13 protein-coding genes are annotated in these 13,979 nt (G+C 65.2%); 11 read left to right on the top strand and 2 right to left on the bottom strand.

The genetic code is table 11. From position 1 onward, the window contains the following. Positions 1-6 precede the first annotated feature (6 nt). Together PSEJ35_RS16785 and PSEJ35_RS16780 are read left to right on the top strand one after the other, a co-directional pair. Entirely contained in the window at positions 7-870 is an 864-nt protein-coding gene (locus tag PSEJ35_RS16785; RefSeq protein ID WP_084635403.1) for an FkbM family methyltransferase, read from the top strand. Between the two features lie 137 nt (positions 871-1,007). After that, positions 1,008-2,207: a glycosyltransferase family 4 protein gene (locus PSEJ35_RS16780; protein WP_198014133.1), complete on the top strand. Its 1,200-nt coding sequence runs from the start codon at positions 1,008-1,010 to the stop codon at positions 2,205-2,207. A gap of 1,270 nt (positions 2,208-3,477) precedes the next feature. Here the strand turns inward: PSEJ35_RS16780 and PSEJ35_RS16775 are convergent. Together PSEJ35_RS16775 and PSEJ35_RS15190 are read right to left on the bottom strand one after the other, a co-directional pair. Continuing rightward, the gene (locus PSEJ35_RS16775; protein WP_084635401.1) at positions 3,478-4,569 is read right to left on the bottom strand and encodes a glycosyltransferase; all 1,092 of its coding nucleotides are present in this window, start codon (positions 4,567-4,569) and stop codon (positions 3,478-3,480) included. 67 nt (positions 4,570-4,636) lie between these two features. Further along, positions 4,637-5,512: a glycosyltransferase family 2 protein gene (locus PSEJ35_RS15190; RefSeq protein WP_037082215.1), complete on the bottom strand. Its 876-nt coding sequence runs from the start codon at positions 5,510-5,512 to the stop codon at positions 4,637-4,639. Positions 5,513-5,714: 202 nt separating this feature from the next. Here PSEJ35_RS15190 and pilB point away from each other — a divergent pair, with 202 nt between their 5' ends. The 9 genes from pilB (at position 5,715) to queE (ending at position 13,929) form a co-directional block, all read left to right on the top strand. Continuing rightward, positions 5,715-7,445 (top strand): type IV-A pilus assembly ATPase PilB, encoded by a 1,731-nt coding sequence (pilB, locus tag PSEJ35_RS0102630; protein WP_028916434.1) that lies wholly within the window; start codon positions 5,715-5,717, stop codon positions 7,443-7,445. A 180-nt stretch (positions 7,446-7,625) separates the two neighbouring features. Continuing rightward, positions 7,626-8,036 carry a tol-pal system-associated acyl-CoA thioesterase gene (gene ybgC, locus PSEJ35_RS0102625; RefSeq protein ID WP_024870316.1) on the top strand — a complete coding sequence of 137 codons (411 nt, stop codon included), beginning with the start codon at positions 7,626-7,628 and terminating at the stop codon, positions 8,034-8,036. An 80-nt stretch (positions 8,037-8,116) separates the two neighbouring features. After that, a complete protein-coding gene (gene tolQ / locus PSEJ35_RS0102620) occupies positions 8,117-8,893 on the top strand; it encodes a protein TolQ (RefSeq protein ID WP_028916432.1) in 777 nt (258 codons plus the stop codon). A 31-nt stretch (positions 8,894-8,924) separates the two neighbouring features. Continuing rightward, positions 8,925-9,362: a protein TolR gene (tolR, locus tag PSEJ35_RS0102615; RefSeq protein ID WP_028916431.1), complete on the top strand. Its 438-nt coding sequence runs from the start codon at positions 8,925-8,927 to the stop codon at positions 9,360-9,362. A gap of 3 nt (positions 9,363-9,365) precedes the next feature. Then, positions 9,366-10,361 carry a cell envelope integrity protein TolA gene (gene tolA / locus PSEJ35_RS0102610; RefSeq protein WP_028916430.1) on the top strand — a complete coding sequence of 332 codons (996 nt, stop codon included), beginning with the start codon at positions 9,366-9,368 and terminating at the stop codon, positions 10,359-10,361. A 179-nt stretch (positions 10,362-10,540) separates the two neighbouring features. Continuing rightward, positions 10,541-11,857, top strand: a complete 1,317-nt coding sequence (gene tolB / locus PSEJ35_RS0102605) for a Tol-Pal system beta propeller repeat protein TolB (protein ID WP_028916429.1) — start codon at positions 10,541-10,543, stop codon at positions 11,855-11,857. Positions 11,858-11,933: 76 nt separating this feature from the next. Next, positions 11,934-12,446 carry a peptidoglycan-associated lipoprotein Pal gene (pal, locus tag PSEJ35_RS0102600; protein ID WP_024870321.1) on the top strand — a complete coding sequence of 171 codons (513 nt, stop codon included), beginning with the start codon at positions 11,934-11,936 and terminating at the stop codon, positions 12,444-12,446. A gap of 27 nt (positions 12,447-12,473) precedes the next feature. Beyond that, a complete protein-coding gene (ybgF, locus tag PSEJ35_RS0102595; protein ID WP_028916428.1) occupies positions 12,474-13,253 on the top strand; it encodes a tol-pal system protein YbgF in 780 nt (259 codons plus the stop codon). A gap of 16 nt (positions 13,254-13,269) precedes the next feature. Next, a complete protein-coding gene (gene queE / locus PSEJ35_RS0102590) occupies positions 13,270-13,929 on the top strand; it encodes a 7-carboxy-7-deazaguanine synthase QueE (RefSeq protein WP_028916427.1) in 660 nt (219 codons plus the stop codon). The last annotated feature ends 50 nt before the right edge of the window (positions 13,930-13,979 follow it).

Genomic DNA, 13,979 nt, shown 5'->3' with positions numbered 1-13,979 from the left:
GAGCTGATGTCCCTGTTTGATTCGCTACGCAACTCTAGGATGTTGCGCAAGCCCCTGCTGGGGCTTGCTCGTCTGGTACTGGATCAGATGCAGGGAGGTCCAAGGGTGCTTCGGCGCGCGCTGTATGATGCTATGCCGGGGCCCTATGCTATTGCCAGCCATGCGGAACATTTCGTCGTGTCCACGAAGGACAAGGTTATCGGCAGGGAGGTCTTCCTGTACGGTGAGTTTGACTTCCATAAGCTTGTCACGGCGTTTCAAGTGCTGAGATCTGAGGGCCATAAGACGCCGTGCCATCTAATAGACGTCGGCGCCAATATCGGCACGATTGCGATCCCGGCTATCAATCGGGGGCTGGTAAAATCAGCCACAGCAATCGAACCGCACCCAGATAACTTGAAGCTTTTGCACGCTAACATCGCTTTGAACGGGATGGTGGACAAGGTTCGAGTATTGCCGCATGCGGTGGGATCTCAGGCTGGGGTCAGCTTGATGCTTGAGGAATCTGCCGATAGCAGCGGCAATCATTCCATTGGGTCGATGGGAATCGCTGTGCGGTCCCTGCGTCTCGACGATATCGATTTTCCAGAAGGTTGTTTACTCTGGATGGATATAGAAGGCTATGAGGGGCATGCGCTAACGGGTGGAGCACGCCTGCTGGCTCAAGGGACGCCTGTCGTTTCAGAGTTCAATCCAACGTTCCTGAAGCGGTCGGGTGGCCTGGCGTTGTTCGAGAGTGCACTAGCGGGTCGCCGGTTATACGATCTCGAGATGCCTGCTGTTGGAGTGGTTACCCTCGATAAGATCGCCCAAAGGCTCAGGACTAAATTGGACCATGATCAATGGACTGACATCTTGGCCCTGCCATGATGCTTCCGGCAAAGTGGCGGTACTTTACTTCACCGAGAACGCTGGTTCGGCACTGACCGTCCACGAGAAGCTGCGTGCGGTCGTTCCCTGTAGATTGCGACGACGGCTCTATGCTGTCTAACGCAAGGGTCAACGCGATGAAGGTCACGATCGTGAGCAGCGTCCCCGTGTTTCCTGTTATCGGGGGTAACCGCGCCAGAATTCTTGAGTTCAGTAAGGCCATGAGGGAGCTGGGGCACGAGATTCAGTTCATATACTTGCCACTAAGGCGGCAGCACATTGATCTGGAGGCCCATGAGCAATTCTTCGGGGGCGACAATTTCAACCACCTCCACAATGGAGGAGTGCTGGGTTCTATCTGCCAGTGGCTTCGGGGCGAGTTACGCAGCAAGCTGAGGAACGCACTTCAGCAGTATCTTGGCCTGCGTGGTTGGTACTACTCCACTCTCGATGGCTCATACAATCCTGGGTGGAGCATACAAATACGTCGCCTTGTGAAGGATGCAGACGTTGCAATCGTCGAGTATGTGTTCAACACGCGCGCATTCGAAGGATTTCTTCCTGGCGTCTTGCGGGTGCTGGATACGCACGATGCGTTTGCGGAGCGCCACCTCACCTATGCCAAGAAGGGTCTCCGTAATGGATACTGGATTTCCTTGCGTGCGGAGGAGGAGGCCCGGGGGCTCCTCCGTGCTGATCGTGTCATGGCGATTCAAGAGAGTGAGGCTACACTATTTCGCGAACAGCTCGCGCATAGTGAGAGAAAGCCAGATGTAATTGTGATCAGCCATTTTCCTTCCATAAAAAACCGAATCTGTGACTATTCCAAGAACGATGTTGCGGTATTCGTCGGATCTGACAATCCCGCGAACAGGCAGGCCCTTGTTAATTTCACCCTGAACATCTTGCCGCTGATCCGCATGAAGATTCCTGGGTTCCGGCTTCTAGTCGCCGGTAGGATCAGTGACTTCGCAAGATCTTTCGACGACGTTGAGTGCTTGGGATTCGTTGATGACGCCGGGGAGGTTTACCGTGAGGCGCCGCTTTCCATCAACCCCATGCTCACGGGTACTGGCATTGCAATCAAACTCCTTGAAGCGATGAGCCATGGGGTGCCGAGCGTAACGACGCAGACCGGGGCTCGTGGATTTCCTTCTTGCTACCAGGTTGGAAATATCGTCGTCGAAGACGAAGACTGCGTCAGCTTCGCGGATGCAGTCATCCGTCTATGTTCTGATGAAAGGCTGAGATCGGAGATGGGTGCCGCTTGCCACGAGGCTGCCCAAGCGTGGCGCTCCGGCCAGCTCAGGTCGCTACAAGAGTGCCTTGAGAGTTGAATGTCATTCGGTGCTAGCGCTTATGTATTACTGGATTCCCGCCAGGGGTGGGCCAGGCTGGCGTACACTCGTAAGTACGAATTTGACACTTGGGTTGCGCTAAATTGTAGTGCTTGCTTCCGGGCGGCCGCCTTCATCGACTGATGTAAATCCGGGTCCTGGGCCAAGCACCGGATGGCTGTGACGAATGATGCGAGACTGCCGGAGCATAGGAATCCAGTCAAAGAGTCTTCCACAAGCTCTGCAACCGCCGTATCTGCGGATGCAATAACCGGTAGCCCGCAGGCCATTGCCTCCGCGACTGCCAATCCGAAACCTTCGCTGCGAGACGGGAATAGGAACGCATCCGCATGCTGCATGGCAGATATCACCTGAGATGTTGATAAGTGCCCAACGTCGTGCATATTTGGCGACATTCTGGACTTGTCTCTCTCCGCCGCAGGTCCTCCGGTGTAGTGCAACTCGAAGCCGTCACCTAACTCCCGCATGATGGGTGCAAGGAGATCAATGCCCTTGCGTCGGATCCAGGTGCCCACGTAGAGCAGGCGGAACGGTTCATGGGGCTGGCGTGCTCGCTGCCCTGGTTGGAAGGCGTCGATGTCGATGCCATTACGTATTACCTGGATTGGAACGTTGCAAAGGGTCCGATGAGCTTGATCTGCGGCATACCTGCTAACGGCCACCACGCGGTCGGCCCGATTTAATACGCGCCTCTCAATCGGGGCGATCCAGAAACGATGGTATGCCGCGCGAGTCCAGCCTTTGTATCGGCGTAAAGAGGGGGCGTGAACTGCATGATGCAGCGTTGCGACAACAGGTAGATGGCAGGGAATGAATCGTGGGTGTAGCCACGTGTTTACGTGGCATATGGTGGCCCAGCGAGGAGGGGCGGGTGTTCGCACAGTCCACGGCGCATACTCTGCCCGAAGCGGTAGCCAGTCGATGGCCGTCCTGATCCCGGCCGCTTCCAGGTCTTCGGCTAAGCGTTCGGTGAATATGTCAGTTCCGGTTCCAGCCCGGATAGTAGGAAACCAAATGCCAGGTTCATTCTTGGCTGCAGCGGTCATTTCCTGCGGTCCTGAAGATTCAAGCGCTTCTTGGCCTCCGGGTGGCGGACTCGCTCTGCCAATCCTTCCGCTTCCGCGGCAAACGGCATCGCAGGAGTCGCGCCTCACCCTTTCAGGTCTAGAGGGTTCTCCTATCATGACCCCGCCGATGGTAGCTCCTGTGGTGCTGGGGCTGTTGGCTCTTCCGTTAACTCGCTAAGCAGTCACGAGTGCGGTGAATGCGGATCTAATGTTGTCCGCAGCTGGTCGTAAAAGCGATCCCAAGAGAACTGTGAGGCGAACTGCCTCGAAGATGTGCTTAGTGAGTCACGATCCTGAGCTAGCAGTTCAGTTATGAGGCGGGTGAAGGTGTCGTAGTCGCCCGCCGGGACTAACCGTCCGCTCACTCCATCAGCGACAGCATCCGGGACCCCTCCGGTTGCAAAGGCGATCGTTGGCAAACCGTGAGCCGCGGCCTCGACAGCAACCATTCCAAATCCTTCAACGTCTCCCGGCAGCTCGCGCACTGGAAAGATATGTAGGTCTGCCGCGGCATAAGCTAAAGAGAGAATCTCGTCACTACATGAACCCAGTATCACTACGTTGTTTCTAACACCGGCTTGGCAGATCGCCTCCTGTAACCTGGCTTGAAGATCCATTGACGAGCGAGTAAGCGCGTTTGGTGCGTTGTCCCCAATGATTACGAGACGCACACGAGGGTGGGTCTTGGAAATGGCAGGAAGGCAACGCTGGACGAACTCCACGAGTCCCTTGCGCTCCGTAAGCCGTCCGACGCTCAACAAAACTGGATCCTGGCCTAAACCAAACTCCAGTCGGAATCGTCGTCCTCCGTCGATGTTGTCGCATCCGGGGAGGTTGGTCCCAGGGTGCACTATCTGGATGTTTCCGCCTGCAACGCCGAGCCGACGCGCAATTGTTGCGGTGTTGGCGCTGTTTGTAATAGCTAATGCGAGACGACGCAGGAACGGTAACCAGAGGAGTCGATAGATGGGGTGGCGGGTGACGAGGTCCAAGCCATGCACATACGCCGCGCTGCGTGCTCCGCATCGAAGGGAAGCCATAAACGCGATGGGTGCAGTCAGGCCACTCCCGGCAAGAACGACGGTAGCGGGTTGCGATGCGGCGGACCATGTGGCTCTTGTGGCTCCAAGCAGAAATCGCGCGAGGCTACCTGTTGGTACCTGATGGACTTCGACCTCTGGAGGAAGGCTCGCCGTGCAACCCTCCGGCCCAACTACTACCAACCGGAAGTGCCGTGACAGCGCAAGGGCGACGCGGTAATTCAGTCGCTCCATGCCGCCACGTAATGGCGGCAGGTTGCGGGTGACGAGGATGGCTCGCGGGGGGCAAGCTCTGGTTGATTCATTCGTCACGGCGGGTGTCGTGGCGTGCAGCCAGATAGGTCAGGCTCGTAATCTGTTCGGAAACAAGTCCGATAAGAAAGATGATCACCGAGGCGCTGAAGAGCAGCATGCTCATATTGGTGAAGCGGTGCATGGTAGCGTAGGTGAAGCCGTAATAGGCCAGACCTGTGGCGAAGAAAGCTGCAGCCAACGGCGCAAACAGCTTCAACGGCGAATAAAGCGTCGCGATCTTGAAGATGATCAGCAGGAAGCGCACCCCGTCCTTGATCGGCCGGATGTGGCTGCCGTTGCCGACGCGCTTCGCCACCGGGATCGGCACGTAGGCCACCGGGTAGGCGCTGCGGAAGAAGGCCATGGTGCTGGTAGTCGGGTAGCTGAAGCCGTTGGGCAGCAGGTGCAGGAACTCGCGGAACTTCGCCGCCCGGGCGGCACGGAAGCCGGAGGTCAGGTCGGCGACCTGGTGCCCGGTCATGCGGCTCGCCAGCCAGTTGTAGAAGCGGTTGGCCAGCCCGCGATGCAGGTTGGCCTGGCCACTGTCGTCGCGGGCGCCGACCACCATGTCGTAGCCCTCGGCCAGCTTGTCCAGCAGCTGGGGGATGCAGGCAGGGTCGTGCTGGCCGTCGGCATCCATGAACACCAGGGTCCCGCCGTTGGCATGGCGGGCCCCGCGCTTGATCGAGGCGCCATTGCCCATGGAGTAGGGGGTGGACAGGACGGTGGCGCCCAGCGAGCGGGCCACTTCGGCCGTGTCGTCGGTGGAGCCGTCGTCGACCACGATGACCTCCGCCTGGGGGAGCAGGGCCCGCAGCGCGGGCAGCACCCGGCGCAGGCCGGCCGCCTCGTTCTTGGCAGGCAGGATGACGGAAATGTCCAGAAGGTCCCCCGGGAGCTTTGCTGCGCCGGGAAGATTACCCCACCCGGCGGGGCGTCGGCGGCGGGCAGGCGTGACCGCCGCCAATGTTCCGCCCATCGGCCGCGATGTGCCGGCGAACGGGAGGGCGGATTGCCCCGGGGCCGTCCACGGGCGGCACTTTGCGCTATCTTTTCGCCCCATTAGGGTTCCGGGGACCAACGATATGAATGTAGCGGCCACTGCCAACCTGGTCGGGATCACCGGTATTGCCCGGCGGCTGGTCCTGGATGGGGCGCTGGACGAGGCGGCCGCCCGTGCCGCCATGGCCCAGGCCGCCGAGGCCAAGGTTCCGCTGGCGCAGTGGATCTCCGACAAGAAGCTGGTCGGCCCGGCGCAGCTGGCGGCCGCCAACGCCGTCGAGTTCGGCATGCCGCTGCTGGACGCGTCGGCTTTCGACCCGGCCCAGAACGCCATGAAGCTGGTCAGCGAGGAGCTGGTCCAGAAGCACAACGTGCTGCCGCTGTTCAAGCGCGGCAACAAGCTGTTCGTCGGCACCAGCAACCCCACCCAGACCGGCGCCCTGGCCGAGATCCAGTTCCATACCAACCTGGTCGTGGAGCCGATCCTGGTCGACGAGGACCAGATCCGGCGCACGCTGGAGCAGTGGCAGAACGTGGGCGGCCAGCTGGATGGCGCCCTCGGCGACGACGAGGAGGGCCTGGAAGACCTGGAGGTCGGGTCCACCGACGAGGAGGGTGGCTCCGAGTCCGGCGTCGACGCCAAGGGCGACGACACCCCGGTGGTCAAGTTCGTCAACAAGGTGCTGGTCGACGCGATCCGCCGCGGCGCCTCGGACATCCATTTCGAGCCGTACGAGACCGACTACCGGGTGCGCATGCGCATCGACGGCCTGCTCAAGACCGTGGCCAAGGCCCCGGTCAAGCTCAACCAGCGCATCGCCGCGCGCCTGAAGGTCATGGCCCAGCTGGACATCGCCGAGAAGCGCGTGCCGCAGGACGGCCGCATCAAGCTCAACCTGTCCAAGACCAAGCAGATCGACTTCCGCGTCAGCACCCTGCCGACCCTGTTCGGCGAGAAGGTGGTGCTGCGTATCCTCGACGGCAGCGCGGCCAAGCTGGGCATCGAGAAGCTCGGCTATGAGGCGGAGCAGCAGAAGCTGTTCCTGGACGCGATCCACAAGCCCTACGGCATGGTCCTGGTCACCGGTCCGACCGGCTCGGGCAAGACGGTGTCGCTGTACACGGCGCTGGGCATCCTCAACGACGAGACCCGCAACATCTCCACCGCCGAGGACCCGGTCGAAATCCGCCTGCCGGGCGTCAACCAGGTCCAGCAGAACAACAAGCGCGGCATGACCTTCGCCGCCGCCCTCCGCAGCTTCCTGCGCCAGGACCCGGACGTGATCATGGTCGGCGAAATCCGCGACCTGGAAACGGCCGAGATCGCGATCAAGGCGGCGCAGACCGGCCACATGGTGCTGTCGACCCTGCACACCAACGACGCGCCGCAGACCATCGCCCGACTGATGAACATGGGCATCGCGCCCTACAACATCACCTCGTCGGTGACCCTGGTGATCGCCCAGCGTCTGGCGCGCCGGCTGTGCCCCAAGTGCCGACGGGCGGTGAACCTGCCGGAGCATGCGCTGCTGGCCGAGGGCTTCACCCAGGAAGAGATCGACGAGGGCTTCACCGTCTACGAGCCGGTGGGCTGCGACGAGTGCACCGAGGGTTACAAGGGCCGTACCGGTATCTACCAGGTCATGCCGATGAGCGAGGAGATCCAGGCCATCGTCCTGGCCGGTGGCAACGCCATGCAGATCGCCGAGGTCGCGCAGCAGGCGGGGATCAAGGACCTGCGCCAGTCGGCGCTGAAGAAGGTCCGCGACGGCATCACCAGTTTGGCCGAGATCAACCGCGTCACCAAGGATTGAGTGCGGTGGTGGCGGTGGCCTGGCCGGCCATCGCCGTGCCGGTCACTCTTCCAGGGCGCCCCGTACCTCCGCCCGCCAAACCGTGACCGCCAACCGATCCTGCAGCCCCGGGCCAACCGGGGCTGGCCGGCACACGCCCCGACGGGCATCCTTGTGCGCTCCCTGGCTACCGGTTCCCCGATGTTCAGCATTCCGATACGCGTCTACTGGGAAGATACCGACGCTGGCGGCGTGGTCTACCACGCGCGCTACGTGGCTTTCCTGGAACGCGCGCGCAGCGATGCCTTGCGCGCGATGGGCCGGGGCCAGCAGGCCCTGCAGCAGGCCGGGCTGGTGTTCGCGGTGCATTCGATGCGGCTGGACTTCCTGCGCCCTGCGCGGCTGGACGACCTGCTCGAGGTCACCGCGGAGATCAGCCGGGTCGGCCGGGCCAGCGTGGTCTTCTCCCAGCGCATCCTGCGCGGGGACGAGGTCCTGCTGGCGGCGGAGGTGAAGGTCGCGTCGTTGCGCGCTGCGGACTTCCGCCCGTGCCCCATCGAGGAAACGCTTTACCAGGAACTCCAACGCCTCCAGGCCGGTCCGACCCCCTGACGCGGTCCCGTCCGTTATTGACAGCGGACGGACCGGCCGGGCCGGACACTGGGGCATACGAACAACGCAGAGGAATAAGGATGACCGGATCGATCCTGGCCCTGGTGGCCACCGTGGTGGAAGCACTGCCGGAGGACGCGGCAGCCGCCGCGAGCCAGGCGGCCTCCAGCGTGGCCCATGGCGGCATCAACTACCTGGACCTGATGCTGCGGGCCAGCCTGCCGGTGAAGCTGATCGTGCTGCTGCTGCTGGCCGGCTCGCTGATCAGCTGGGTGATCATTTTCCGCAAGCTGCGCACCTTCAAGGCCGCCGACCAGGAGGCCGACGACTTCGAGAACCGCTTCTGGTCCGGCGCCGAGCTGGGCAAGCTGTACGCCGCGGCCACCGACCGCAACCGCGTGGTCGGCGGGCTGGAGGCGATCTTCGAGGCCGGGTTCCGCGAGTTCACCCGCCTGCGCGACAAGCGCCGCCACGATCCCCGCGCGCAGCTGGAAGGCGCGCAGCGGGCGATGCGGGTGGCTTATACCCGCGAGGTCGGCGCGCTGGAGCGCAACCTCGAGCTGCTGGCCAACATCGGCTCCACCGCCCCGTACGTGGGCCTGGTCGGCACCGTGTTCGGCATCATGGTGACCATGCACGACATGGTCAGCCAGGGCCAGCAGGTCGGCATCGCCTCGGTCGCCCCGGGCATCTCCGAGGCGCTGTTCGCCACCGCCATCGGCCTGTTCGTGGCGATCCCGGCGGTATGGGCCTACAACCGCTATACCAGCCGCGTGGACCGCCTCTCGCAGCGCTACGAGAGCTTCGCCGACGAGTTCAGCTCGATCCTGCAGCGCCAGGCCGGCGGGGACGAATGAACCCCGTCCGCCTGACCGCCGGGAGCACGCCATGAGCACACTCGCCCGCCACAAGCGCCGCAAGCTCAAGTCCGAGATCAACGTCGTCCCCTACATCGACGTGATGCTGGTGCTGCTGATCATCTTCATGGTCACCGCGCCGCTGCTGAGCCTGAGCGTGGACGTGGACCTGCCGCAGTCCAAGGCCCGCGCGGTGGAAAGCAAGAAGGACCCGGTGATCGTCACCGTCGACGCCGAGGGCCGCTATTTCCTGAGCCTGCAGGGCGGCAAGGCCGAGGCCATCGACGCCACCGAGCTCAGCGCCCGCCTGTCCGCCTTCGTCGCCCAGAACAAGGACGTGCCGGTGTTCGTGGCCGCCCCGGGCGTGGCCGAGTACCAGAAGGTCATGGACACGATGGTGCTGGTCCAGGCCGCCGGCGTGCCGCGGGTGAGCCTGATGAGCCAGCCCGGCGGGCAGTCGTCCCGGTGATCGATGCACGCTGACGCCTTCTACCGCAACCCCGACGACCGCGAAGGCGGGCTGGCCGGCCCGTTCGCGCTGGCCGTGGCCCTGCATGTGCTGGTGGCGCTGCTGTTCTGGGTGGCGTGGTGGTGGTCGCCGCAGCGGCAGGTGGAGCCGGCCGCCGGTTCGCCGGTGATCGAGGCCTCGCTGGTGACCTCGCCGTCGGACCTGGCCGCCGCCCGGCGCCGCGCCGAGGAAGCGCCCAAGCCGGAGCCCGAACCGCTGCCGCCGACCCTGCAGGAAGTGGCGCCGGAGGAAACCGTGCCGCCGCCGCAGCCGCTGCCCACCCCGCGCCCGCAGGATGCGCAGGTCGCCCCGCAGCAGAAGGCGCAGGACTTCATCCCGGTCCCCGACACGGTCGACCAGGACGCCGCCCGCCGCGACGCCATCGCCCGGGAGAAGGCCGAGCGCGAGCAGGAGGAACGCCGCCGCCAGGAGCAGATCGACCTGACCGAGGAGCGCGAGAAGCAGAAGGCCGCCGAGAACCAGCGCCGCCTCGCCGCCCAGGCCGAGGAGGAGCGCCAGAAGAAGCTGGCCGAGATCCGCAAACAGCGCGAGCAGGCCGCGCGCCAGGCCGAGCTGGCCGAGCAGAAGCTGCGCCAGCTGGAACAGGCGCAGAAGCGCCAGGCCCAGACCCCCGCGCCGCCCGCCCAAGGCACGCCGGGGCAGGGCGGCACCAGCGAGGACCTGACCGCCAAGTACGCCGCCGCGATCCAGCAGGCGGTGACCAACCAGTGGATCCGCCCGGACACCGTGCCGCTGGGCCAGCGCTGCCGCGTCTCGATCCGCCAGCTGCCCGGCGGCGAGGTCATCGACGTCAAGGTCGAACCGGGCTGCCCTTACGACGAAGCCGGGCGCCGTTCCCTGGAGGCGGCGGTGCTGCGCGCCCAGCCGCTGCCCTACCGGGGCTTCGAGCAGGTGTTCCAGCGCAACCTGATCCTCAACTTCGAGGCCCGCGATCGCTGACGACCTGGCCCGTGCAGCCGCCCGCGGGTGGCGCCTTCCGCCGGTCACTCCGCATGGTGGGCCGGTAATCGGCTCCCCGCTGCGTTCACGCCGTTTTCGTTCATGATTGCGAAAATGTTCACGCTTACGCTGTTATCCCTTCCCATCCCCTGTTGGACCGGATCCCCGACGACCTGCCCATGAAGACCCCGCTGCGCTGGTTCGCAATCCTCCTGTCCCTCCTGCTGCCCTTTGCCGCCTCGGCGCAGCAGGGACTCGAGATCGACATCGTCGGCGGCAACGCCTCGGCCCTGCCGATCACCATCGTGCCGATGCCGTACCAGGGCAGTGGCGCCCCGCCGCAGACCGACGTGTCCAAGGTGGTGCGAGACGACCTGGCGCGCTCGGGCGTGTTCCGCCCGCTGCCTGACGAGCAGATCGTCGAGCGCCCGACCCGCGGCGGCGAGATCAACTACCCGACCTGGAAGCAGCTGCGCCAGGACTACATCGTCGTCGGCCGCATCCTCGACGCCGGCGACGGCGGCTACCGCATCGAGTACGAGCTGTTCGACGTGGCCAAGGCCGAGCGCCTGCTGGGCCTGGCCATCACCGCCCGCCCGAACGCCACCCGCGACGCCGCCCACCAGATCGCCGACGCGATCTACGAGAAGATCACCGGCGTGCGCGGCGCGTTCTGGACCCGCATCGCCTACGTCACCGCCAGCGGCACCGGCAAGGACATGCGCTACGCGCTGAACGTGGCCGACGCCGACGGCTGGAACCCGCAGGTGGTGGTGCGCTCGGCCGAGCCGCTGCTGTCGCCGGCGTGGAGCCCGGACGGCCGCAAGCTGGCCTACGTCAGCTTCGAGCGCGGCAACTCGGCCATCTACGTGCAGGACATCGCCACCGGCGCCCGCGAGCTGGTCAGCAGCTTCCGCGGCATCAACGGCGCGCCGGCGTTCTCGCCCGACGGCCGCAGGCTGGCCATGTCGCTGTCGCGCAGCGGCAATCCGGAGATCTACATCATGGACCTGGGCAGCAAGCAGCTGACCCAGCTGACCAACCATTTCGGCATCGACACCGAGCCGACCTGGAGCGCCGACGGCAGCCGGATCTACTTCACCTCCGACCGCGGCGGCCGCCCGCAGATCTACCAGGTGCCGGCCAGCGGCGGCACCCCGGCGCGGGTGACCTTCCAGGGCAACTACAACGCCACCGCGTCGGTGTCCTACGACGACAAGAAGATCGCGGTGGCGCAGGGCGCCGGCAACACCTACCGGATCGCGATCATGGATACCAGCCTGGGCTCGCCGCGCTGGAGTACCGTATCCACCGGGCCCCTGGACGAATCCCCCAGCTTCGCCCCCAACGCCAGCATGCTGCTGTACGCGGCGCGCGAGGGCGGGCGCGGGGTGCTGTATGCCGTCTCCGCCGACGGCCGGGTGCGCCAGCGCCTGGTCCTGGCCGACGGCGATGTGCGCGAGCCGGCATGGTCGCCGTACCGGGTTGCGCGTTAAGATTTCGTTGTACCATAGCGGGGCTGCGTCACACCCCCCAACCTTTCATTCGCAGTAACACCCTCAAGGACAGATCATGAACACCTCCACCCGAGTGCTTCTGGTTTCCCTGCTTTCCGTGGCTGCCCTGGCCGGCTGCTCCAAGAAGGTCAAGGAAGCTCCGGTCGCCGATACCACCCCGACCACCCCGACCGCCCCGGCCCAGACCGGCACCGGCGCCTACGGTCCGGAAGACCTGGACACCGACGCCTGCCTGCGCCAGCGCGTGATCCACTTCGACTTCGACCAGTACACGATCAAGCCGGAGTACCAGGCCATCATCGCCTGCCACGCCAAGTACCTGCGTGACCGCCCGTCCGCCCGCCAGACCCTGGAAGGCCACACCGACGAGCGCGGCAGCCGCGAGTACAACATGGGCCTGGGCGAGCGCCGCGCCAATGCCGTGGCTTCGGCCCTGCAGGCCGCCGGTGCCTCCGCCAGCCAGCTGACCGTGGTCAGCTACGGCGAAGAGCGCCCGCTGTGCACCGAGTCGAACGAGTCCTGCTGGGCGCAGAACCGTCGCGTCGAAATCGTGTACACCGCGCGCTGATCCATGGCGTCCAAGCGTCCGACGCTGATGCTGGTCGTGGCGGCCCTCGTGGCCGCCACGCCCGCCCATGCGCAGAAGCTGAGCCTGGCCGACCGGGTCGCCCGGCTCGAGCTGCAGGCCAACAACACCCAGGCCAACCAGGACCTGCTCAACCAGCTCGACCAGCTGCGCACCGAAGTGCAGGCGCTGCGCGAGGCGGTGGAGCAGCTGCAGCACGAGAACCAGCAGCTGCAGCAACGCAGCCGCGACCAGTACCTGGACCTGGACGGCCGTCTCAACCGGCTGGAGGGTGGCGCCCTGCCGGCCCCGCCTGCCACCGCCGGCACCGATGCCGCCGCGTCCGCTCCCGCGGCCCCGGCCGCGCCCGTCGATACCGCGCCGCGCGTCTATGGCGATCCGGGCTCGCTGGCCCAGTTCGGCGACGAACGTGCCGCCTACAACACCGCATTCGAAGCCCTGAAGGCCGCGCGCTACGACGAGTCCGCGCAGCTGTTCCAGGCCTTCCTCGAAGCCTTCCCCGCCGGCATCTATGCCGCCAACGCGCTGTACTGGCTGGGCGAGAGCTACTACGCCACCGGCAACTACCGCCTGGCCGAAGAGCAGTTCCAGGCCCTGGTGGGCCGCTACCCGACCCACGACAAGGCCGCCGGCGCACTGCTGAAGGCCGGCCTGTCGCAGTTCGGCGATCGCCGCGTGGCCGAGGCCGAGTCCACGCTGCAGCAGGTCATCAGCCGGTATCCGGGCACCGACGCCGCGCGCATCGCCGGCGACCGACTGCACTCGATCCAGATCGGCCAGCTGCGCTGAGGCGCGGGCCCCGATCATGGACACGCACGCCCCGCAGAACCGGCTGCGGCTGACCGAGATCTTCCTGTCGCTGCAGGGCGAGGCCAACACCGCTGGTTGGCCGACCGTGTTCGTGCGCCTGACCGGCTGCCCGCTGCGCTGCCAGTACTGCGACACCGCCTACGCCTTCCATGGCGGGCAGTGGTGGGACATCGACGACATCCTTGCCGAGGTCGCCCGCCACGGCGTGCGCCACGTCTGCGTGACCGGCGGCGAGCCGCTGGCGCAGAAGCGCTGCCTGGACCTGCTGCGGCGCCTGTGCGATGCCGGCTACGACGTCTCGCTGGAGACTTCCGGGGCGCTGGACATCGCCGGCGTCGACCCGCGCGTGTCGCGGGTGGTCGACCTCAAGACGCCCGGCTCGGCCGAGATGGCGCGCAACCGGCTGGAGAACATCCCGCTGCTGACCGCGCGCGACCAGGTCAAGTTCGTCCTGTGCGGCCGCGCCGACTACGAATGGGCGCGCGGCATGGTCGCCGAGCATCGCCTGGCCGAGCGCTGCGACGTGCTGTTCTCGCCGAGCAAGAGCGAACTGGACCCGCGCGAGCTGGCCGACTGGATCGTCGCCGACCGCCTGCCGGTGCGTTTCCAGCTGCAGCTGCACAAGATCCTCTGGAACGACGAGCCGGGACGCTGAGCCCGGTGGCCTGGCGTTTCGCCGCGCGTCCTGTGCCGCGCACGCCTGCC

Source organism: Pseudoxanthomonas sp. J35 (assembly GCF_000513995.1).
Taxonomy (GTDB): domain Bacteria; phylum Pseudomonadota; class Gammaproteobacteria; order Xanthomonadales; family Xanthomonadaceae; genus Pseudoxanthomonas.
This window is presented reverse-complemented; position numbering and strand designations above follow the sequence as displayed.